General features: G+C 69.1%; 18 protein-coding genes. 7 read left to right on the top strand and 11 right to left on the bottom strand.

Features of this window, described 5'->3' with window-relative positions:
• Nucleotides 1-8: 8 nt before the first annotated feature.
• From AC07NF_RS01940 to AC07NF_RS01930, 3 genes are read right to left on the bottom strand one after another with little or no spacing between them, the layout of a single operon-like run.
• Complete coding sequence (locus tag AC07NF_RS01940) at nucleotides 9-1,328, bottom strand: sensor histidine kinase (RefSeq protein ID WP_494631637.1); 1,320 nt, start codon at nucleotides 1,326-1,328, stop codon at nucleotides 9-11.
• The gene (locus AC07NF_RS01935) at nucleotides 1,329-2,006 is read right to left on the bottom strand and encodes a winged helix-turn-helix domain-containing protein (RefSeq protein ID WP_494631638.1); all 678 of its coding nucleotides are present in this window, start codon (nucleotides 2,004-2,006) and stop codon (nucleotides 1,329-1,331) included.
• A gap of 26 nt (nucleotides 2,007-2,032) precedes the next feature.
• The gene (locus tag AC07NF_RS01930; protein WP_494631639.1) at nucleotides 2,033-2,341 is read right to left on the bottom strand and encodes a PepSY domain-containing protein; all 309 of its coding nucleotides are present in this window, start codon (nucleotides 2,339-2,341) and stop codon (nucleotides 2,033-2,035) included.
• 120 nt (nucleotides 2,342-2,461) lie between these two features.
• Between AC07NF_RS01930 and AC07NF_RS01925 the strand changes: the two genes are divergently transcribed.
• Nucleotides 2,462-4,684: a TonB-dependent receptor domain-containing protein gene (locus tag AC07NF_RS01925; protein ID WP_494631640.1), complete on the top strand. Its 2,223-nt coding sequence runs from the start codon at nucleotides 2,462-2,464 to the stop codon at nucleotides 4,682-4,684.
• Here the strand turns inward: AC07NF_RS01925 and AC07NF_RS01920 are convergent.
• The 6 genes from AC07NF_RS01920 to AC07NF_RS01895 are packed head-to-tail and all read right to left on the bottom strand — an operon-like array spanning nucleotide 4,576 to nucleotide 11,164.
• Nucleotides 4,576-5,772 carry a glycosyltransferase gene (locus tag AC07NF_RS01920; RefSeq protein ID WP_494655320.1) on the bottom strand — a complete coding sequence of 399 codons (1,197 nt, stop codon included), beginning with the start codon at nucleotides 5,770-5,772 and terminating at the stop codon, nucleotides 4,576-4,578. The two genes, AC07NF_RS01925 and AC07NF_RS01920, sit on opposite strands and share 109 nt — an antisense overlap.
• A gap of 5 nt (nucleotides 5,773-5,777) precedes the next feature.
• The gene (locus AC07NF_RS01915) at nucleotides 5,778-6,944 is read right to left on the bottom strand and encodes a glycosyltransferase family 4 protein (RefSeq protein WP_494631641.1); all 1,167 of its coding nucleotides are present in this window, start codon (nucleotides 6,942-6,944) and stop codon (nucleotides 5,778-5,780) included.
• Nucleotides 6,937-8,142, bottom strand: coding sequence for a CDP-glycerol glycerophosphotransferase family protein (locus tag AC07NF_RS01910; protein WP_494631642.1), 1,206 nt, complete (start codon nucleotides 8,140-8,142; stop codon nucleotides 6,937-6,939). Before AC07NF_RS01910 ends, AC07NF_RS01915 begins: the two co-directional genes overlap by 8 nt.
• Nucleotides 8,143-8,182: 40 nt before the next feature.
• On the bottom strand, nucleotides 8,183-9,076 hold the full coding sequence (locus AC07NF_RS01905) for a glucosamine inositolphosphorylceramide transferase family protein (RefSeq protein ID WP_494631643.1): 894 nt from the start codon (nucleotides 9,074-9,076) through the stop codon (nucleotides 8,183-8,185).
• Nucleotides 9,069-9,995: a hypothetical protein gene (locus AC07NF_RS01900; protein ID WP_494631644.1), complete on the bottom strand. Its 927-nt coding sequence runs from the start codon at nucleotides 9,993-9,995 to the stop codon at nucleotides 9,069-9,071. Before AC07NF_RS01900 ends, AC07NF_RS01905 begins: the two co-directional genes overlap by 8 nt.
• On the bottom strand, nucleotides 9,995-11,164 hold the full coding sequence (locus tag AC07NF_RS01895) for a glycosyltransferase (RefSeq protein WP_494631645.1): 1,170 nt from the start codon (nucleotides 11,162-11,164) through the stop codon (nucleotides 9,995-9,997). Before AC07NF_RS01895 ends, AC07NF_RS01900 begins: the two co-directional genes overlap by 1 nt.
• A 146-nt stretch (nucleotides 11,165-11,310) precedes the next feature.
• Between AC07NF_RS01895 and AC07NF_RS01890 the strand changes: the two genes are divergently transcribed.
• From AC07NF_RS01890 to AC07NF_RS01870, 5 genes are all read left to right on the top strand, one after another.
• Nucleotides 11,311-12,561, top strand: coding sequence for a glycosyltransferase family 4 protein (locus tag AC07NF_RS01890; RefSeq protein WP_494631646.1), 1,251 nt, complete (start codon nucleotides 11,311-11,313; stop codon nucleotides 12,559-12,561).
• A 16-nt stretch (nucleotides 12,562-12,577) separates the two neighbouring features.
• Nucleotides 12,578-13,774 carry an LptF/LptG family permease gene (locus tag AC07NF_RS01885; protein ID WP_494631647.1) on the top strand — a complete coding sequence of 399 codons (1,197 nt, stop codon included), beginning with the start codon at nucleotides 12,578-12,580 and terminating at the stop codon, nucleotides 13,772-13,774.
• 170 nt (nucleotides 13,775-13,944) lie between these two features.
• The gene (locus AC07NF_RS01880; RefSeq protein WP_492811338.1) at nucleotides 13,945-14,472 is read left to right on the top strand and encodes an RNA polymerase sigma factor; all 528 of its coding nucleotides are present in this window, start codon (nucleotides 13,945-13,947) and stop codon (nucleotides 14,470-14,472) included.
• Between the two features lie 115 nt (nucleotides 14,473-14,587).
• Entirely contained in the window at nucleotides 14,588-15,577 is a 990-nt protein-coding gene (locus AC07NF_RS01875) for a FecR family protein (protein WP_494631648.1), read from the top strand.
• 2 nt (nucleotides 15,578-15,579) lie between these two features.
• Nucleotides 15,580-18,009 (top strand): TonB-dependent receptor, encoded by a 2,430-nt coding sequence (locus AC07NF_RS01870; protein ID WP_494631649.1) that lies wholly within the window; start codon nucleotides 15,580-15,582, stop codon nucleotides 18,007-18,009.
• Here AC07NF_RS01870 and AC07NF_RS01865 read toward each other — a convergent pair.
• Entirely contained in the window at nucleotides 18,006-18,947 is a 942-nt protein-coding gene (locus tag AC07NF_RS01865; protein ID WP_494631650.1) for a purple acid phosphatase family protein, read from the bottom strand. The two genes, AC07NF_RS01870 and AC07NF_RS01865, sit on opposite strands and share 4 nt — an antisense overlap.
• Nucleotides 18,948-19,193: 246 nt before the next feature.
• On the opposite strand from AC07NF_RS01865, the gene AC07NF_RS01860 reads away from it, so the two are divergent.
• Entirely contained in the window at nucleotides 19,194-19,982 is a 789-nt protein-coding gene (locus AC07NF_RS01860) for an MlaA family lipoprotein (RefSeq protein WP_494631651.1), read from the top strand.
• 44 nt (nucleotides 19,983-20,026) lie between these two features.
• On the opposite strand, the gene AC07NF_RS01855 is transcribed toward AC07NF_RS01860, so the two are convergent.
• The gene (locus AC07NF_RS01855) at nucleotides 20,027-22,216 is read right to left on the bottom strand and encodes a TonB-dependent receptor (RefSeq protein ID WP_494631652.1); all 2,190 of its coding nucleotides are present in this window, start codon (nucleotides 22,214-22,216) and stop codon (nucleotides 20,027-20,029) included.
• Nucleotides 22,217-22,295 lie beyond the last annotated feature (79 nt).

Raw genomic sequence — 22,295 nt, 5'->3', positions numbered from 1 at the left:
GCGACAAGTCAGCGCGGGAAGACGACCTCGGCCCGCAGACCAGGCTCGGCGTCACTCAGGCGCACAGTGGCCTCGTGCAGCTTGGCGACGGCGGCGACCAACGCCAAGCCCAGGCCGTTGCCCGGATCCGAGCGGCTGCGCTCGAGGCGGTAGAAGCGGTCGAACAGGCGCGCGTGCTCGCCGGCCGGGACGCCGGGTCCGTTGTCGACGACCCACAGGACCGGCGCGCGATCGCTTAGGCCGATCCCGACCCGGACCTGCGCCCCCTCGCCCGTATGGCGCAGCGCGTTCTCGATCAGGTTGACCAGCATCTGGGTCAGAAGCTCGGCGTCGCCTTCGATCGCCGGATCCTCGCCGGCCTCCAGCCACAGGGACTGGCCCGCCTCCTCGGCTGAGGGCGCGAAGGCGTCGACCACCGTAGCGGCCAGCGTGCGCAAGCGCACCTGCCGGAACCCCGCCCGTCGCGCGCCGCCCTCGATCTGGGCGATCCGCAACAGGGCCGCGAAGGTCTCCAGGATGGAGTCGAGATCACCCAGCGCCCCATCGATGGCCTCGGCCTGTTCGCCCGGCGAACTCTGGGCCGCCTCCAGGCGCTGCCGCAGCCGCGTCAGCGGCGTGCGTAGATCGTGGGCCACATCGTTGGAGACCTGGCGCAGGCTCTCCATGAGGGCGCCGATCCGATCCAGCATGCGGTTGAAGGTATGGGCCAGCCGATCGATGTCGTCGGTAGAGCCGCGCGCGGGCACGCGCCGGTTCAAATCCCCATCGATGATCGCCTCGGCCGTGCCCGAGATGGCGGAGAGCCGCCGGTGAACGTCGCGGCTGAAGGCCAGTCCCCCAGCCACGCCGATGATGACCACGCCAGCCAAGGCGCCGGCGAAACCGCGAAGGACGACGGTGTCGAGGGCCTCGATACGCTCCTCATCGTCACCCACGATCAGACGGTAGCCGTCCGGCAGCACCGTGGTGAGTACGCGGATGGGCTCGATCTCCCCGTCGCGCTGGGGCGCGGCCAGGGTCGCCCAGCCCGGCTTGGCCGCAGTGCTCGAAAAGCGGCCGGCCAGCGACCGGCCATCCGGCCCGATCAGGCCGTAGTCCAGTGCGCCCGGCGTGCGATCGCGCTCGCGCACCGCCTGGACGACGCCATCCAGCCCCTCGGTAGCGAACTCCTGGGCCAAGGCGGCGGATTCAGACCGGATACGCGCGTCGAACTGGTCCGACAGGGCCGCGCGCGTGCTGTAGAGGGTCAGCGCGCCCAGCAGCACCACCGAGAGCGCGAAGCCCAGGGTGTAGAGAACCGCCAGGCGCAGGCTGGTCGAGCGCAGCACCTAGTCAGGCTCGCGCAGGCAGTAGCCGGCGCCGCGCACCGTGTGGATCAGCTCCTGGGCATGACCCCGGTCGACCTTGCCGCGCAGCCGGCTCATGTGGGTTTCGACGATGTTGGTCTTGGGGTCGAAGTGGAACTCCCAGATGCTTTCCAGCAGCATGGTCCGGGTCACGACCCGTCCGGCGTTGCGCATCAGATATTCCAGCAGCTGGAACTCGCGTGGCTGCAGGTCGATGCGCTGGCCGGCGCGGGTGACCGCGCGCTTGAGCAAATCCAGACGCAGGTCGGCCACCTGCAGAGCCGAGACCATTTCCTGAGGGGGCGGTCGGCGCGCCAGGGCGTTCACCCGGGCCAGGAACTCGGCGAAGGCGAACGGCTTGACCAGGTAGTCATCGCCGCCCGCCTCCAGGCCTTCGACCCGATCGTCGATGCCGCCCAGCGCCGTCAGCAGCAGGACCGGCGTCTTGACCCCGGCCGAGCGGATGGTGCGCAGGATGGCCAGGCCGTCCAGCTGAGGCAGCATGCGATCCAGCACGATGACGTCATAGGGTTCGCCGGCGGCCAGCATCAGCCCCTCACGGCCATTGGCCGCGTGGTCCATGGTGTGACCCGCTTCCGACAAGGCGCGCCGCAGATAGGCGGCGGCCTCCTTGTCGTCCTCGACCAGCAAAATCTTCATGCCGTCATCGTGCTCCCGGAGACCGCCTAGTCCTTGTCGTTGTCGAGACCGTTCTCGAGGACCTTGCCATCGGCGGCGTCGACACCGACTTCGTATTTCTTGCCGTCCTTGCCGACGAGATCGAACGTATAGCGCAGGCCGCTGCCGCCCTTCTCCTTTTCCAGTTCGCGATCCTTGATCACGCCCGGACGGGCCTTCAGGGCGATGGTTTCGGCGTCGTGCATCGAGACCTTGGCGGACTTGGCCAGCTCGTGACCGGTGAAGGTCTTGGCCGTCTGGGCCAGGACCGGCGTGGCGGCGGCGATCAGGGCCGCGGCGATGATCAGCTTCTTCATGGGCGACTTCCCTTTCAAAGCGGGATCCTCGAGGACCCCGACTGACGCCCACGATGCGCCGGCCCGTCTTCGCCCACGATGGCCGCGACATTACCGATTCCCAATCGTCGCGGAGCCAGGTTGGGAATTATCAATCTGATCGACATGGGCCGCGAAGACGCCACCGCCGATACCCGCCACAGCTTTACTGGGCGGGACGACACCATGCGGAAGACCTTGATGGCGGCCCTGGCGGCCGGTTGCGCGCCTGGCGCTGTGGCCCTGGCCCAGCAAGCGCAGGCTCCGTCAGTCTCCGGCGTGGTGATCACCGCCCAGAAGCCGGCGGCAACGACCTCCATCGACCGGCGGACCTATTCGGTGGCGCATGACCTGCAAGCGACGGCCGGCTCGGTCGGCGACGTGCTGCGCAACCTGCCGTCCGTCGAGGTCGACGTGCTGGGCAACCTCTCCCTGCGCGGCGACAGCAATGTCCAGGTGCTGATCGACGGCAAGCCCTCGACCATGATGTCCGCGGCCAATCGCGGGGCGATCCTGCAGCAGATGCCGGCCGACACCATCGAGTCCATCGAGGTGATCACCAACCCGTCGGCCCAGTTCAAGCCGGACGGCTCGTCAGGCATCATCAACATCGTCACCAAGAAGAACCGCCGCCCCGGCCGCTCGGGCACGGCCCAGGCCAGCCTCGGGACCGAGGGTCGCTACAATCTCGGCGCCACGGCGGCCTACAAGTCCGGCGCCCTGAACCTCTTCGGCTCGGCCTCGCTGCGCCACGAGACCCGCAAGCGCACGACGACCGACCACCGCCTGCGCCGCGACGCCGTCGCCGGCGGGGTCGCGGCCAGCGACCAGACCGTGGTCAGCACCCAGCAGCGAGACGCCAAGATCGTCTCGGTCGGCTTCGACTACGACCTCGACGCCAAGAGCCGGATCAACGGCGCGGTCAGCTACAACCGCCGCGCCGAGACCCTGACGATCGGCGAGCGCAACCGGGCGGCCGATCCGGGCGGGACGGTGCTGAGGGACTACGACCGGCTGGGTTCTGGACGCGGCCACGAGACCAGCACCCAGATCTCGGCCGGCTATCGCCGCACCCTGGCCAATGATGGCGAGTTCACGCTGGACCTGCAGCGCGGCCAGACCAAGGAGGACCGCCGTCGCGCCTATGTCAGCCGCTTCCGCAGCCCCTCCGGCGCGGACCTTCGAGAAGAGCTGATCCCCCGCGCCAACGAGATCACCCGCGAGCTGTCTGCCGAATATGCCGGCGCCCTGCCCGGCAAGGCCAAGTTGAAGCTCGGCTACGACCTGCAGCGCGACGATGACGACTACGACAACTACGGCGGCACGATCGTCGGCGACCTGCACGTCGTCGATCCGTCCCAGACCAACCGCTTCCTCTACAAGCGCACCGTCCACGCCCTCTACGGAACCTACGAACGACCGCTCGGCGACTGGACCCTGCTGGCGGGCCTGCGGCTGGAAGAGACGCTGATCGACACCAACCAGCTCACCAGCGCGCTGAAGAACAGCACCGACTACTTCCGCGCCTATCCGACCCTGCACCTGGAGCGGGACCTGGGCGAGGATCGCAAGCTGCGCCTCAGCTACAGCAAGCGGGTGGCGCGTCCCGAGCCTGAGGACCTCAACCCCTATTTCGTGGTCATCGACGCCTTCAGCGCCCGGGCCGGCAATCCGAACCTGATGCCGCAGGAGACCCACGCATTCGAGATCGGCTACGAGACCCGGACGCACGGCGCGACCCTGGCGGCCACGGCCTATGCCCGCCGCAGCCTCAACGGCATGACCGAGGTCAGCCGCTACATCAGCCCGACCGTGCTGCTGACCACCAAGGAGAACCTGGGCAAAAGCACCTCCGGCGGCGTGGAGTTGTCGGCCAGCGGCAAGCTCGCTGGCGCGCTGAGCTACAACCTCAGCACCAACGTCTTCTACAATCAGATCGACGCGGCCAATCTGGGCTTCGCGGGCAAACGCTCGGCGGTCGGCTACACCGGCAAGGCCAGCGTCGACTACGCTCTCTCGCCCAATGACTTCGTCCAGGTCAGCGCCAGCTACAGCGGCAAGCGCCTGACCGCTCAAGGCCACCGCCTGCCCAGCAGCAGCGTCAACCTGGGCTACCGGCGCAAGCTGACCAGCGACCTGTCAGCCGTGTTCACGGTGTCGGACCTCTTCAACAAGCAGCGTGACCGCACGGTGATCGACACCCCGGCTCTCGGCGATCAGTTCGAACGCCGCCAGCTGGGCCGCACGGCGTTCGTCAGCCTGTCCTGGAAGTTCGGGGCCGGCGGCAAGGCCAAGGACCCCGGCTTCGAGTACGGAGCCCCCTGACAAAGCCGCGCCATGACCCTGAGATAGGCCTCGGAGGCGTCCTCGATCGTGAAGCGCTGAGCTTGAACGAGGCTCAGGTGCTCGTCCTGGGAAGACGGCCGGGCCTTTGTGATCGCTTCAGCCAGCGCCTGCTCGTCGCCGACCGGGACAAGCTGGCCCATCGCGCCGTGGCCGAGCAGGGTCGGCATGCTCCGGCTGCAATCGGTGGCGACGATGGGGAGTCCGGCGGCCAGAGCTTCGAGGACGACGGCGGGCACACCCTCATAGTTCGAGGAGAGCAGCAGGACGTCGAACTCGGGCAAAAGGTTTGCCGGCTCAGGAACATAGCCCCGGAACATCACCTGCTCCTCAAGCCCAAGATCACGCGTGAGGGCTTCGAGTTTCGCGCGTTCCGGGCCATCCCCGATCACCGTCAGCGTATCGCCCTCGCGAGCGCCGCATCCGAACGCTCGCAGCATTAGGGCGATATTCTTCTGCGGCGTCAGCCGGCCCACACAGACGAACCGCCGGCCCGCGTCTTCGCACCGACCGGAGCTTTTCGCGGCCCGCAGTCTTTCGATCAGCGGCCTGGACAAGGCGGGGTCCGGGATGATCGTGATCCGGTCCGCCGATATGCCGAGGCCTTCGCGGATCTCGTCGATCATCGGCGTCTCCATGCCGATGAAATGATCCAGATGGCGGCCCTGGGCCCTGAGCCACCGGCGGTACAAGAACCGAAACCACCCTGGTTTGTCGCGACGATCCAGGTCGTTGCTGACCTTCAGCAGAATGGGCGGGCAATCGCGTCCGAGCCAAAATTTGAGCGCCACCGCCACGACGGCATAGGTGTTGCCCGCGCAGAACAGGACGTCGGGGCGGACATGGCGCACGATCTTGGGCAGCACCCAGATCATCCAGAGCATCTCGATCTTCGCCAGGCTCGAACCGCCCTTGGGCGGCAGGATGAAATCCAGGTCCGCGCCGACATCCTCACGCATGTCGCCATCGGTCCGCCCCAGGAACAGGGGCGCGTCGACGCCCAGAGCGCGCCACTGCCGCACCAGCCGCAAAGCGATGCGTTCGACGCCGCCGGGCTCGAAACTGTGCAGGAAGGTCAGGACGCGCAGGGACTGCCCCCCGCATCATGCAGTCGCCTCGGCGTGCGGTCTGGCGCCCGGCCGGCCTCGGCGATGAAGCCCGGCAGCCGCCGGTAGATCGCCGCGCCTGTGCGGTCGAACGCCTCCTGCCCGAAGCGCTGAAGCACGCGCGTCCGGGCGGCCGCGCCCATCTGGGCCAGGCGCTCGGGGCGCGACAGCAGACGTCCCAGCGCCTCGGCCAGCGCCCAGGGATCTCCGGGCGGCACGGTCAGGCCGGTGACGCCGTTCTCGATGCTGTAGGGCAGCTCGCCGACGCTGGAGGCGATGACGGGAAGCCCGGCCTGCATGGCCTCGTGGGCGGCGATGCACAGGCCCTCGGACCGTGACGGCTGCAGGTAGAGGTGCAGGTCGGCCAGGAATTCCAGGGGCCGGTCGTTGAAGCCCGTGAACTCGATGAAGGTCAGGCCATGGCGCTCGGCGCGCTCCTCCAGGGCCGCGCGCGCCCTGCCCTCGCCGGCGATACGCACGCGGATCGCGGCCGGAAAGCAGCAGCCCTGCGTCTGGAGCCGCAGCAGCGCCTCGATCAGGATGTCGTAGCCCTTCACCGGATGCAGCCGCCCCAAAGACCCCAGTTCCAGAGTCTGCCCAGGACGCCAAGGATAGGCCCGGTATATGTCAGGATTGGCAGCGAACAGCGGCCAGGCGACCAGACGCGATGGCGGGATCTCCAGCCGCTCGGCGGTCAGGTCGGTGACGCTGTGGGAGTCGCCGATCCACAGCCGCGAACGCGCCTGGCGCAGGCGCAGCAGCAGAAGGTTGGCCAGCTTCAGGCGCGCGGCGTGCTGCCAGCTGACCACCGGCACGCCAAGGCGCTCGCCGACGATCTGGCCCAGCAGGGTCGCCCGGGTCAGGGACGTCCAGATCACGTCGGGCCGCCAGTCGCGCAGGCGCGCGTCCAGCCAGGCCAGGGTCTTGCGATGATCCTTCTCGCCGCCCGGCCGGACGTGGACGGTCAGGCCCGCGGCCTCCATGGCCGCCACCGCCCGGCCGTCACGACGGGTTAGGGCGAAGACCTCCAGGCGCGCCCCTTGGGCGATCAGGGCCCGCGCCACGGCCGGGACCGGCAGGGCCGCGCCGCCGCCCTCGACCGAATTGATCACATAGGCGATGCGCAGTTCAGCCATGGGCTCGCTCCGGTTCGGCAAGAGCCGCCGCCGACCCGTCCAGGCCGGCCAGGCGCGCCACGGCCCGGGCGGCGCGGACGGCCGAAGGTTCCTCGGTCAGGTCGAAGCTCTCGGCGAACATCGCCTTCTGCGCCGGCCGCCAGCGCGCCTCGTGTTCGGCTCGCGCCGAGTCCAGGGCCGCCCCCAGCTGGTCGGGCGTCTCGATCACCGGCCCGGCCCGCCAGTGGCCGTAGTTGGGATCGTCCCGCCAGGCCTGGCGATGGGTGTTGAGGAAGACGCACGGCCGGGGCCGCAGCAGGAACTCGTAGACCTGGCTGGAGACGTCGCCGAGATAGATGTCGGCCCGCTGGGTGTAGGCCATGGTGGTCGAGGCGCGGCTGCCCAGGTCGATGTGGATGTTGGGCGCGCGCAGATAGCGCTCCTCGATCCGGCCAGCCCGGTCGAGCCTCAGCTTGTCGATGGTGACGACGAACGGCCGCTCGAACAGCATGACGTGCGGCGCGAAGATCAGGTGGTAGTCGTCGCGCGCGGCGAACCAGTCCAGGACCTGCCGGCCCGCCTCGTACCAGGACGACAAGTGCGGCGAGACGTGGGGATTGTAGAGCACCACCGGCCGGCCGTCGTCGAGCAGCGGATGGGTGGGCCGGCCCCGCGCCAGCAGGTCGAACTTCGGATACCCGACGACCGAGATCCTGTCCGGATCGACCCCGGCCTCGCCGACCAGGCGGTCGCGGATCTTGCGGCCGGAGACCAGCACGTGGTCGAAGCCGGCGCTGGCCTTGTCGAAGCCGATGGCGCGGTCGCCGGCGCCATGCCGGGTATGGATGATCTTCAGGTGGTCGAGACCGTAGCGGGTCTTGAGGATCAGCGAGGCCTTCTCGGCCACAACCAGCATGTCCAGCCCGCGGAAGAAGTCGAGATTGTCGCCGTAGACCAGGAGTTTGGCGGCCGGCAGCACCGCCTGGGCGGCGGCAGCCAGGACCTGCGAGGTCCTCCGCGTCAGGCCAAGCTCGACCAGGTCGACGCCGTGGCCGATCAGCCCGCCGCCCAGGCGGACCACCTCGGCGGTCATCCGCCGGTTGGTGGTCGCCACCACGATCTCCAGGCCAAGGTCGGCGCGCGCCAGCGCCAGGGCGATGGGCAGGCTGTGGGCCACCTGGTGGATCTGGTCGTGATTGAAGAGAAAGCCGATGCGCATGGCCAAACGACGCCATGGGCTTTGGACCCTCTCATCGATTTTAAGCCGCCTCCTCGCGGCGAGGCGCCCGGAGCGAGCGGTCGATACGCTTGACGTCGAACAAGGTGATCGGACCGCAGGCAGAAAGGGTGTGCAGACCTTGCGAATAGGCGCCCGCCCCGGGCGGCAAGCTCAGAGGAGCCGCCGCCTCGGCCTCGAAGTGCGTGGTGTCCAGCCTGAGGATGGTGAGCAGGCGGATGCCCCCGCCATAGGTGCGCGTGCAGTCCTGCATCGGCAGCCGCGGCAGGCCATGCTCGACCCACGCCGTGCCGCCCGGCCGACTGGAAGAGAGGTCGTTGCGGACCGGATTGCCCGGGTGCGTGCGCCAGGGCCCGGTCAGGCGCTCGGCGAAGGCGAAGTGAAGCCGCCCCTGCTTCCAGCGCTGCGGCCCGGTCGGCGAATAGGCCAGCCACCACAGGCCGTCGTGGCGGAACGGAGTGGCGTCAATGGCCGGAGTATCGAGCTCCAGCCGGACCACCGGCTCCCAGACATGCGGAAACGCCGCCGCGCGGTAGAGCGTCAGCACGCCGGACTTGTAGGCCTCCGGCAACATCCAGATCTCACCTTCGGCCTCGAAGACCTGCGGATAGGACAGATGCCAGGGCTCGCGCAGCACCACCGACCGCCGCACGGGCGCGAAGCCGGCGTCCAACTCGATCACCTCGATGACGCCGTGCCGGGTCCGGTAGTCATAGGCTTCGACGAAGACGTGCAGGCGCCCGTCGCGCCAGACCCCGAAAGGATCGGCCAGGAACTTCCGCCCGCCCTCCTCGGGAAGCCAGTGGACGCGCGCGTCCGCCGGAAAGCCGCGCCGGGCGACGTCGGCGATGGGCGCCTCGACCAGGCCCACGCGCCAGATGTCCCGCCCCGGGATCTTCAGGCCCCAGCTAGTCATGGACGCCGCCAGCTTCGACGACGGCCTGGCCCGCCGGCCCTGGCCATGCCGCCGCGCGCCGCAGGCCGCGCGCCAGATCGGCCAGGCCGAGCCCGACGATGACGGCCAGGTGCAGGCCCAGCGTCATGACCGCCAGCGCCGCCAGCAGCACGGCGACGGCCGAGTGTGCGCCGAGCAGCAGCAGCATCAGCCCCCCGAACACCAGGTCCTTGTTCGAGATCAGCGGGATCCGCGACACCAGCAGCCTTATCGCCAGGAGGACGACCCACAGGCCCGGCGCGACCTCCGGCAGCGCCAGGCTCCAGACCAGCACCGTCAGCCCGGTCCAGGCCGCAAGACGCAGGCCGCAGACCGCGGCGACATAGACGAGCTGCCTCGGACGCAGTGAGAATACCCTGCGCCCGAAGGCCAGGACGCCGAGCGATATCGCCACCGGAATGAGGCCCGACCACAGGGCCGGCCCGAGCCGGCGGGCGAAATCCAGGTCCTGCAGCTGCGTGGCGCTGACCACCACCAGGACCAAGGTCAGGAGATTGCCCATCAGGGCCGAGACGATGTTGGCGTCCTTGATCGCGGCGAAAGGCGCGACCACGGCCCCGGACGCCCGCCGCGCCCAGACATACAGGAAGGCCTCGCCGCTGTAGCCGAGCACGACCTCGTTAATGACGTTCTTGCGCAGCAGCGCCTCGAGGCCGGCCAGGGGCAAAGTCCAGAGCCGCCGGAAGATCGCGTAGTCGAAGAGCGTCTGTGTCAGATAGAGCAGCAGGAAGGCTGGCCAGACGACGAGCGGCAGCTGGCGGACCGTCTTCACCACATCGCCGCTGGCCCCGCCCAGCTGCAGCACGATAGCGCCGACCAGCCCGACCGACAGGACGCCGCCCAGCCAGGCCCATGAGCGCGAGGTCTTCACCCTACGCATTACGCCCGCGCCCCGGCCGCAACCGCCCCGTAGTGATCGAAGAGGTCGGCGAAGTGGTCGATGTCACGGCGGACCTTGGCGGCCGCGTCGATGGCGGCGGCCCTCAGCAAGCCAGGATCGCGCGCCAGCAGGCGGCGGATGGCGGCCGTGGCGGACCCGGTGTCGCCGGCGCGATAGATTTCCGACGTCGCCGGCTGCGCCAGATGCGCGAAGCCGCCGCGATCGGGTCCGACGACCGGAAGACCGCTGGCCATGGCCTCGGCCGGGATCAGGCCGAAGGTCTCGGACTCGCAGCCGTGCACGAGGACGTCGGCGCTGGCCAGGTGGGCCGCTAGCAGGCCGCGGTCGCGGATCGGCGGCAGGATGCGCACATGGGGATTGCCGGCCGCGGCGCGGGCCACCCGGACACGATCGATCCCGTCACCGATCAGGACGAGACCGATCGGCGCATCGGCGCGGGCGCGCATCGTCGCCTCGATGACCATCGGCCAGCGCTTCTCCGGATGGAAGCGTCCGACGCCCAGAACGAGCCTGGCGTCGTCGGGACAGGCGCAGGCCGCAAGCAGGCGTGATCGTAGCGCCGCGTCGCGCTTGCCGGGCGAGAAGGCGCCGCGGTCGATGCCCAGCGGCACGCTGGCCACCGCGCCGACACCCTGCCCCGTCAGCCGGTCGGCGAGCCAGGGCCCGCCCGCGACGACGGAGCCGAAGCCGCCGGCCAGCCGGCGCAGATAGCTCCAGAACCATCCGAAGAGCTGGTCGATCCGCTGGGGCGTGGCGACGGGCGCCAGCCATCGCTGGGGATAGGACGCCACCGGGTCGGCGTGCATGAACATGGCCCGCGGGGCTCGGCCCTCCCAACTGGCGACGATCCCGGCGCCCCGCCAGGGCGACGAGGCCTCGACCAGATCCGGGGTCAGGAAGTCGAGCGTGCGGTGGACCGGCGCCGCGTCCCAGAACATGTGGTAATTGGCGTCGAACGGCAGCCGGGGCGCGCGGACCTGGATCACGCCGCCCGCCGCGCGGGGCTCGAAGCCGTCGGTCGGTCCGGGCGCGATGACGAAGAGCTCGTGGCCCAGCTGGGCAGCCGCCTCGAACTTGCGGTCGATATAGGTTCGCACGCCCCCGCCGGTGGGCGAATAGAACTCGGCGACATCCACAACCCGCATCATGTTTTTCCGAATAGGCCCCGTCGCCCTGGGCCAACGACGACGCGAGCCGACGCGGGTCTCACCGATTTTCGAAATTCCGTGTGGGGGTGAGGCAACCGCGCCGTCTTGGTCGGCTGGGACCGGGGCGTACACGTGGAAAGACCAGCATGGACATCAAGGCGCAGACGCACATGCATGGTGCGCGCCCGTTGCGGATCGCGTTGTTCTCGGGGAACTACAACTACACCCTGGACGGGGCCAACAAGTCACTGAACCGGCTGGTCCGCCACCTGGAGAGCACGATCGGGGCGCAGGTCCGGGTCTATTCCCCGACCAGCCCCAATCCCGCCTTCGAACCGGCCGGCGAGCTCGTCTCCGTGCCGTCGGTGAAGATCCCGTTTCGGGGCGACTACCGCCTGGCGCTGGGCCTGCCGCGCTTGGTGCGCCGCGACGTCGAGGCCTTCAAGCCCGACCTCGTCCACCTTTCGGCCCCCGACCTCCTGGGCTCGGCGGCGCTGAAGTTCGCCCGCGCGCTGAAGGTCCCGGTGGTCGCCAGCCTGCACACCCTGTTCGACACCTATCTCGACTACTACGGCCTTGGCCGCCTGCGGCCGCTGGTGCGCCGCCAGCTCTGGAAGTTCTACGGCGCCTGCGACTACGTCATGACCCCGACCGAGGCGATCGGCGAGGAGCTGCGAGCCCAGAACCCCGCCACGCAGGTGCGGACCTGGGCGCGCGGCGTCGATCCCGATCTCTTCAATCCCGCGCGGCGCAGCCAGGCTTGGCGGCTGAGCCAGGGCTTCGATCCCGACCGTCCGGTGATCGTGTTCCTGGGCCGGATCGTTATGGAGAAGGGCCTGGCGGCGTTCGCCCAGGCTATCCGCCTGGTCGAGGCGGCTGGCCACAAGCCGCAGGTGCTGGTGATCGGAGACGGCCCTGCTCGCGCCTGGTTCGAAGAGCGGCTGCCGGGCGCGGTTTTCGCCGGCTTCCTGTCGGGCGAAGCCCTGGCCACGGCCCTGGCCAGCGGCGACATCTTCCTCAATCCCAGCACCACCGAGACCTTCGGCAACGTTAATCTCGAGGCCATGGCCTGCGGCCTGGCCATGGTCTGCGCCGACGCGCCCAACACCCGCGCCCTGCTGCGGCACGGCCGCAACGCCCGGCTCTGCGTCGACCAGCCCGCCGCCTATGGCGAGGCGCTCAGCGAACTGATCCGCGCCCCCGAAACCCGACGACGCCTGGGCGCGGAGGCGCTGGAGCGCAGCGCCGTCTATCGCTGGTCGGAGATCCTCGACGAGGTGGTCGAGGTCTATGCCGAGGCCCTGGGCGCGCGGACGGCCGTGACCGCGCCGAGGATCGCCGCCCGCCGTCACGGCGCGATGGCCGATCCACAGGCCGCCGGCCTGGCGGCGCTCTGAAGGCTCCCGCGCGCTCATGATCCTCAAGACGCTAGACCGCTATCTCCTGAGGCGGGCCCTGACGCCGATGACCGCGGTGCTGATCAGCACGATGGTGGCGTTCCTGATGGAGCGCATCATGCGCTCCTTCCAGCTGCTGTCCCAGACGACCGACGGCTTAAAATATCTGAGCGAGCTGCTGGTCAATCTGGTCCCCCACTATGTCGGCTTGACCCTGCCCGGCGGCTTCTTCATTGGCCTCTTCGTGGTCGTCAACGGCCTCAACAAGAGCTCGGAGATCGACGCGATCCTGGCTAGCGGCCTGTCGCTGGGCCGCTTCGCCGCCCCGTTCGTGGGCCTGGGCATCGCGCTGATGATGTTCAGCGTGCTGCTGTTTGGCTTCGTCCAGCCCTACAGCCGCTATGCCTACCATGCCGTGCTGCACGCGGCCGAGAAGGCCGGATGGAACGGCGACGTCCGTCCCAAGGCCCTGCTCTCCACGGGCCCCCTCTTCCTGACCGCCGATCGCACCGACGCCACTGGGCGGCGCCTGGAGCACGTCTTCATCCGCAGGATCGAACCTGACGGACGGGAAGACGTCCTGACGGCGATCTCGGCGGTCCTGCGCAAGGACGCCGGCGACCAAAGCGTCACGCTGGACCTGCACGACGGCCGGCAGGTGAGCACGACGCCCGACGCCCAGGTCTATGTCACCGACTTCGCGAGCTTCTCGTTCGACGTGCCGCTATCGTTGTCGGGCAAGCTGTTCCGCGTCCGGGGCGACGACGTCAGCGAGCTGACGCTGATCGAGTTGGCGCAGCGAGGTTTCGGCAAGGCCCAGCCGGCCCTGCCCCGGCAGACCCTGCTCGCCGACTTCTACGCTCGCATGTCGCGCGCCCTGATCCTGCCCCTGCTGCCGCTGCTGGCCGTGCCCTTCGGTCTCAGCGCCAAGCGCGCCGGATCGGGCTCGGCCATGGCGACCGGCGGGATCCTGCTCTTCCTGTTCGAGACCTCCATGATCCTCGGCGAGGCTATGGCCACGAGCGTCGGGCTGCCGGCGGCCCTAACGGTCGGCCTGCCGGCCGCCGTCTTCGCCACGATCTGCATCGCCACCTGGGTCGCCAGCCGCAAGCGCCCTGGCGAAAACCCCGTCAGCTGGGTGACCGAGCGTATCGCCGCGCTGTTCGTCGCCATCGCCCAGGCGCTCGGCGCGCGCCGGGCGGCGTTGCCGTGACCGCCGCCAGCCTTCACCGCCTTTCGGACGGCTTGCCTTCGCAGCGCCACCAAGCCATGTCTCTTGGGGTACCAGCGACTCCTTCAGCGGCCCGAACGCCTGGCGATGCAGACCAACGCCGACAGCCAGATTCCGATCTTGCTCCCATACCGTTGCGGCGCCCGCGCGCGATGAAAGACGCCCCCGCCGATCTTTCGCCGCTGGCGGCCGTCTATCTGCAGCGGCGCGAGGACATGCGCCGGTTCTTCCTGGCGCGGCTGGGCGGTCGTGGCGAGGTCGAGGACCTCGTCCAGGAGCTCTACCTCAAGGTCCAGGCGGTCACCGAAGAGCCAATCGAAAACCCGCAGGCCTATCTCTATCGCCTCGCCTCGAACCTGATGCTGGACCGGCTGCGCCAGGCCAAGCGGGCCGGCGCGCGCGACACCGAGTGGCGCCGGACGAACCACGCCACGGTCGGCGTGCTCGACATCGCCGACACCCCGGACGCCGAAAGCGCGGTGATCGCCCGCCAGCGGCTGGAGAAGCTGTCGAAGGCGCTGGAGACCCTGGCGCCGCTGACCCAGCGCGTCTTCCGCCTGCACAAGTTCGAGGGCCTGACCCACGCGGAGACCGCCGAGCGGATGAGCATCTCGCGCAGCGCCGTCGAAAAACACGTCAGCCTGGCCCTGAGCCATCTGGTCAAGCGGGTGGGCCGATGACGACTGTGACCTATTGGCCTCACCTTACCGGGATGTGGAGAGACGGTTGCGGCGGCGTGACGTCAATGGGACGACGCCCGTTGCAGACTTGGCGCGAAGGAAGCGCGAACCGCCGATGACGAAGTCCGTCGACCACGATCCGATCCAGCAGGCCGCCGCCGACTGGTTCGCCAGGCTGCAGGGCGATCCTGCCCTGGAGGACTGGACGGCGTTCCAGGCCTGGCTGGAAACCGACCCCGCGCACGCGGCCGCCTATGAGGCGGTCGAGGCGGTGTGGCTCGACCTCGAGGAGCTGCCCGCCAATGACACCGCGCCCGATCCGGTCGTCGCCGCGCCGCTGGCGGCCAATGTCACGCCCCTGCGCCGGCCCACCGGAGCGCCTCGGCGCGGTCTACTGATCGGGCTCGGTGTCGCGGCGGCCGCGGCCATCGTGGGTCTGGTCGCTGTTCCGCGTTTCACCCAGCCCACCTTCACCGACTATTCGACCGGGCGCGGCGAGACGCGCGAGATCACCCTGGCCGACGGCTCGCGACTGACCCTGGGCGCCAGCACCACCCTGCGCGTCAGCCTTGGCGCCCGGCAGCGCGACGTGACCCTGGTCGATGGCGAGGCCAGCTTCGACGTCGCCCACCTGGAGGAACGCCCCTTCGCGGTGGCCGTGGGCGACCGGCAGGTGCGGGTTCTGGGCACGGAATTCAACATCCTCAACCACGCCGGAGACCTCGCCGTCTCGGTGCGCCGCGGCCTGGTGTCGGTCTCGGGCGGCCCGGAAGGCGCCGTGCGCCTGGCCCGCGGCCAGCAGCTGGCCAAGACGCCGGGCGCGGCCGCCAAGGTCACCACGGTTCAGCCCGACGCCGCCTTTGCCTGGAAGTCCGGCAAGCTGATCTACGACAAGACGCCGCTGACCCAGGTCGTCGCCAACCTCAATCGCTATGTCGCGACACCGATCCGCGTTGATCCCAACGCCGCCTCGGTGACAGTGTCGGGCGTGCTGCTCGTCGACGAGGAGGCCGCCATGATCCGGCGCCTGGAACTGTTCGCGCCTATTGTCGCCGAGGCGACGCCCACTGGGGTCATCCTCAAGGCCAAGTCGGCGCGCCGCTGACCGTGGGGGGCAGAACCGACCGCGGCGGCCGCCTGTGGGCCGCGGCCCTGGGCGTTGGCCTGACGGGCCTCGCCGGCTCGGCCGAGGCCGGGCCGCGCCTGCTGGCCGGCCGCCAATCTCCCGTGGTGCGCCTGCAGATCGCCGCCAAGCCGGTCCACGCGGCCCTGATCGATTTCGCCCTGCAGGCCGAGCTGTCGCTGGGCGGCGACCTGGACGCCTGCCGAGGCCAGGCCCCGGCCCTGGCCGGACGCCTCTCGGCCTCGGCCGCGCTCGACCGCCTGTTGGCCGGTAGCGGCTGCAGCTACAGCCAGCCCGATCCGCGCACGGTGATCATCCATCGCCTGGCCGCCGCGCCGCGGCCAGCCAAGCCCGCGCCGGCGATCACGCCGCTGGGCCTGGGCGAGGTGGTGATCACGGCTCAGCGCTATCCCAACCTGCCAGGCCGCACGCCCTACGCCATCTCGGTGGTCTCGGGCGGCGCGATCGAGCGCGAGGCGGTGGCCAGCCTCTATGACCTGACCAGCCAGATCGCGGGGATGACCGTGACCAATCTGGGCCCTGGCCGCGACAAGGTGCTGCTGCGCGGCCTGTCGGACGGCGCCTTCACCGGCCAGACCCAGTCGATGGTGGCGCTCTATCTCGACGACGTGCCGATCACCTATAGCGCGCCCGATCCGGACCTGCGGCTGGCCGATGTCGAGCGGGTGGAGATCATGCGCGGCCCGCAAGGCACGCTCTATGGCGGCGGCTCGCTGGGCGGGGTGATGCGGATCGCCACCCGCAAGCCCGACCTGGATCGCTACCAGGCCAGCGTTCTGGCCGGCCTGGGCTGGACCCAGGGCGGCGGTCGCAGCGACGAGCTGGAGGCGATGGCCAACCTGCCGCTCATCCACGGTCGCGTGGCGTTGCGGGCCGTGGCCTATCTCGAGACCCAGGACGGCTACATCGCCAATCGCGCCCTGGACTTGCGCCGCGTCAACGGATCCGAGCGCGCGGGCGTTCGCGCCAGCCTGCGCGCGGCCCTGACGCCAGGCTGGACCCTGACGCTGGGCGTCACCCAGCAGTGGATCGACAATCACGACACCCAGTACGGCCTGCGGCGGCTGGGCCCCAAGGTCCGCGACACGGTCGTGCGCGAACCGCACGACAACGACTTCGATCACCTCTCCCTGACCCTGACCGGCGAAGGCGGCTGGGGGCGCGTGACGGGCTCGGTCTCGCAGCTGTCCCATCACTTCGACAGCCGCTACGACGCCACCTCGGTCTCGACGCTCTACGGCCTGTCCGGCGCGCCAGCGGCGTTCGACGAGGACAAGGGCATCGACCTGACCGTGGCGGAAGTCACCTACGCCACGCCGGGCGAACGTCGCCTGCACGGCCTGGTCGGCGCCTTCGCCTCGACGGGGTCGATCCGCCTGAAAACCAGCCTGCACGCCCTCCCCGCCGGCTCCACGGCCGCCTATGCCGAGCGGCGACGCGACGAGATCCGGGAAGTCGCGCTCTACGGCGAAGCGACGTTCGATGCGACCCCGCGCCTGTCGGCGACAGCGGGCATACGCTGGTTCGATTTCAAGTTCGACACGACCTCCCTGGTCACCCAGCCGGCGGGCCAGCGCCAGACAGACCAGGCGGCCGACGCCGCCGGCTTCTCGCCCAAGGTGCTGGTCAGCTACGACGCGCGGCCAGGCCTGCTGGTCTACGCCCAGGCCGCCGAGGGCTATCGGCCCGGCGGCTTCAACACCGCCGGCCGCATCGGCCAGGTCTTCGACGCCCCCCTGACCCCGCCCCGCCGCTACAAGGCCGACGAGCTGTGGAACTATGAACTGGGCCTCAAGCTGCGCGCCTTCGATGACCGTTTGCAGGGGCGCGCGGCGGTGTTCTACGCAGCCTGGGAGTCGGTGCAGAGCGACCAGTACATGGCCGACGGCGCGGCCTACACCGCCAATATCGGCAATGGCGACAACTGGGGCGTCGAAGCCGAGGCCGCCTTCCGGGTCAGCGAGCGGCTGGACCTGCGCGCCGCGGCGCTGCTCAACGACCCGGAAGTCACCAAGCTCAACCCGGCCTTCAGCACGAAGAAGGACGTCAGTCTTCCCGGCGTGGCGAGGGCTTCGGCCAGCCTCGGCTTCGACTATCACCAGGATCTGGCGCGTGGCCCGACGCTGAGGCTTCAGGGCCAAGCCACCTATGTCGGCGGCTCCTATCTGACCTTCGAGGCCGACACCGCTCACGAGATGGGCGAGTATCTGGGCCTGCGCGGCGTCGCCAGCCTGACGACGCCAGGCTGGACCCTGGCGGCGACGTTGGACAATCCCCTGAACAGCCACGCCAACAGCTTCTCGTTCGGCAATCCGTTCCTGATCACCCGCGACCAGATCGTCACCCCGCCGCGTCCCCGGACCCTGAGCGTGCGCCTGACCGCCCGCTTCTAGGCGCGGCGCGGCAACCGCGTCTTATAAACCGACTGGCCTTCGAGGTCGCAGAATTCCAGGTCCAGCGCTTCGGCCTCAAGCCTGAAGGCCGCGAAGCCGGGTCGCGACAGATGAAACCGCGTGCCCGTCACCGCCTCGACCTTGTCCAGGGCGTCCGCGCCGGATCCGGTACAGACATAGTCGACGCTTCCCCGGCGAATGTGCTGCAGGCTGTGGTCGTGGCCGTTGACATAGACCTGGACGCCATGGGCTTCGAGCAGCGGCGCGACCTTTTCCACGAGCTCGGGACTGTCGCCGTGGCCGCCCGAATAGACAGGGTGATGGCCCATCACGATCTTCCACGGCGCGCGCGAGGCTTTCAGCGCCTGCTCCAGCCAAACGATCTGCTCGGCGCCGTCGTAGCGCTCGCGATGGCCGCGCGCCATCTGCTGGAGCATCTCGTCGTAGTTGCTGTGGTCGACCAGCGGGGCGGTGTCGATCACGAAAAGATCGAGCAGGCTCGAGCCCAGCGCCTCGCCGCCGATCTTGAAATAGCGGCTGGGCATGCGCCAGCGATGGCTGAGTGCGGTGTAGTCGATCTGAGCCTGGGCGACCCCGCGATAGTCGTGATTGCCGAGCGCGGCGTACCAAGGCGTCTGCAGGGCCGGCGCGTCATAGACATCCTCGAAGGATGTGCGCCAGTGAGAGTCGTCCACCGAGGTGACGCCCGCCGGATAGAAGTTGTCGCCGGCCGCCAGCACGAAGCGGCTGGCCAGATCCTGCGCCGCCGCGCCCATGGCCCGGGCGACCTGGCGCTGGGAGCGCTTACCGCGACGGCCCCAGTCGCCCAGCGCCACGAAGCTGATCGCCTGATCCTCGGCGGCGGCCGGCGCGGTCCACGCCGCGCTGGCGGCAAGGCCGGCCAGAAGCGCGCGACGGTCCAGGGACGATTGGGACACTAGGGACCTCCGGAACGATCCAGGGCCCCGATGGCCCGTGCGTCAACGACGACATCGTCGCGCAGCCCTCTCACCGATTTGGCGACGCAGCTGTCCGCACACAGATGATCAGTCGGTCTCGGCGATGTCCACACGGGACGGCGGCTCCCTGGGACATCGGCGATATCGTGAGAGGTGGGTCTGCCCGTGGCGTCATTGGCGACATCGACGTCATCCACAGCAGGATCGCCCATGAGATCGTCTTGTTTGCCCGTTCGTACGGAACGCCGTCTCGCGCATTGGGCCTTCCGCCGCAGTTGGACCGGCCTGCTTCTAAGCTGTGCGATCGCGACAGGCGCCGCGGCCCAGGCCATCGAGCCCGATCCGCTGGCCGCCGAGCTGGCCACGCTCCAGACACCCGTCAAAGACCCTCTCCAGCGCCTCAATCGCGTGAGCTTCGGCCTCGGCATGGCCCTGGACCACGCGGTCCTGGGGCCCGTCGCCCACGCCTATGTGGCCGTCGCGCCCGCCTCCGCGCGAGCCAGGGTCGATGCGGTCATCACCAATCTCGGCGAACCCCGGACGGTCCTCAACGATCTGGCCCAAGGCCATGCCCGGCGGGCAGAGACAGCGACGTCGCGCTTCGTGATCAATTCCTCGGCCGGATTGCTTGGGCTGTTCGATGTCGCCGGCAAGATGGGCATCGCCCATCACCGTAGCGACTTTGGCCAGACGCTCGGCCGATATGGCGTCGGTCCAGGCGCCTATCTCTATGTTCCATTGCTGGGTCCCTTGACCGTTCGCGACGCCGTCGGCCGGCTGGTCGATGGCGCAGCCGACCCCGTCACCCGGATCGGCGGCGGCCAAGGGACGACGTTTGGCACGGTCCGCCAGAACGCGAGCCGGTTGAACACCCGCGTCAAACTCGATGGAGGCCTCCGCGCGCTGGACGACGCTACCGATCCTTACGCCAGCATGCGGTCGGCCTACCTCCAGCGTCGGGACGCGACCGTCCGTGAAGCGACGGGAGAGGCCGAAACCCTGCCTGATTTCTGACCTCCCCCTGGCGCGGCGCGGGCCGAACCCGCGCCGCGTCGCCGTCAGAAGCGGGCGTTCAGGCTGACCTTCGCCGCCCGCCCCGAGGCCGGCGAGATGTTGTTGTTGCTGTCGGCGTACTGGAAGTAGCGCTTGTCGAGCAGGTTCTCGACATTCAGCTGCAGATCGTAGGTCTTATTGACCCGGTAGTAGAGCGCCCCGTCGACGCGGGTATAGCCGGCCAGCGAGACGGTGTTGTCCGTCGCGGCGAACCGCTTGCCCATGCTGGTCACGCCGATCGCGCCGCCGAAGGTCTTGGTCGGGTCATAGCGCAGCCACACCGCGCCCGACGACTTGGGCACGTGGTTGACGCGATTGCCGGCCCGCACCGTCGCCGACTGCGAGTCCAGGAACTTGGCGTCGGTATAGGTGTAGGAGGCCACGATGCTGAGCTGGCGGGTGATCTCGCCCTGGGCGCTCAGTTCGACGCCCTTGGACCGCTGGCGGCCGATTGGGATGGTCGGCGAAGCGGCGTTGTTGGGATCGCTCAGCGCCAGCACGTTGTCGCGGTCCAGCTGGAAGATCGCGGCGGCCAGGTTGAACGTCGGCAGGATGTCCCACTTCGCGCCCAGCTCGTAGTTCTCGTACTTTTCCGGATCCAGGCTCTGGTTGGAGAGGCTGAGCGCCGACAGCTGGTCGCCGCCGCGTGGCAGGTAGCTCTTCGAATACGAGGCGTAGATCGAGGTGTTGGCGGCCGGCTTGAAGATCGCCCCTACCCGCGGCGACCACAGATTGTCGGTGGCGCTGAAGTCGCGCTGCGTGCCGGCGGCCAGGAACGGGTTCCGGTTGGTGACGTCGGTCTGGTAGTGCTCGTAGCGAACGCCGGCGACGATCTGCAGCGCCGGCGACAGCTCGATCTGGTCCTGGACGTAGCCGGCCGCCAGCTTGGCGATGCTGAAGTTATGGCCGCTGGTGGCGGCTTCACGCCATTGGATGTCCGGACGGCTGATCCGCGAGGCGGACACGGGCACGAAGATCGTCTGCACGCCGCTGGCGCTGGTCGCCGTGGGGAAGAAGCCTTCGGTGCGCAGATTGCTGGTGGTCTGACGGCCAAACTCGGCGCCGACCAGCAGAGTGTGTTCGATCCCGCCCGTCTGGACCTTGGCGTTGAAGTCGGTCTGGTTGATCAGGTTCCGACGCTTGGCCCCGTTGTTGTAGGCGCTGATCGCCACGATCGAACCGGGCGCATAGACGCCGGCCGCCAGGCCCGCCGGGTTGGTCTGGGCCGTGGTGTTCACCGCGCCCGGGAAGACGTTCTGGTAGAAGCGGTCGTAGTAGGCGTAGCGCGTGCGGTTGCGGATCGACATCGTGTCGCTGAACCGGTGCTCGACGAAGACCGTGCCGGCGTTGGAGTCGATCCAGTTGGGGCTCTGGGCCGGGTCGCCGAAGAACTGGCTGCGCGGCGTCTCCAGCGGCTTGCCCAGATAGGACGACACGCCGCGATCGCCGATGCGCTTGTCGTGAAAGCGCTCGTAACCGATCGACAGGGTGGTGTCGGGCGCGAGCTTGAACGTCGCGGTCGGGTTGAAGCCCCAGCGCTTGTTGTAGACCCCGTTACGGAAGCTCTGGCTGTCCTGCCAGACGCCCGTCGCGCGCAGCGAGATCGTCTCGCTGACCGGCGCGCCCAGATCGACCTGGCCGCGATAGTGATCGTAGCTGCCGACCTCCACGCGCGCGCCCAGATGCTGCTGACCGTCGGCGACCTTGGTCACGCGGTTGATCAGGCCCCCGGTGATGCCGCGACCGAAGATCATGGCGTTAGGGCCCTTGAAGACCTCCAGGCGCTCGATGTTGTAGAGGTCGCGATAGCTCTGGGTGTCGTCGCGCACGCCGTCGACGAAGAAGCTGGCCGTCGTCAGGTTGCCGCGGAAGCTCAGGGTGTCGCGGTTGTTCTCGCCCTGCGAGGAAAAGACGCCCGGCACGTAGCGGACGGCGTCACCGATGCCGTTGGCGGCCTGGTCCTCGATCTGCTTGACCGAGACGACGTTGACCGCCTGGGGCACGTCGATCAGCGCCGTCGGCGTCTTGGTGGCCGAGGTGATGGCGCCCGTCTTGTAGGACGTCTGGCCCGTGATCGTGACGCCGCTCACCTCGGTGGAGGTCTGCGCCAGAACCGGCGTGGCCAGAAGGGCCGCCGTCGAGGCCAGAAGCAGGGCGCGCGACGGCGCGCCGCGGAACACGCGGTTGATCGACATGTGATTGAAATCCCGGACCTGAAGCTCGCTTAAGTGCGAACGATTTTCATTCGCGCCGTATAGCGCCAGGTCCGGGCCG

The sequence above is a fragment of the Caulobacter sp. GW821-FHT10A06 genome (assembly GCF_059415805.1).
This window is presented reverse-complemented; position numbering and strand designations above follow the sequence as displayed.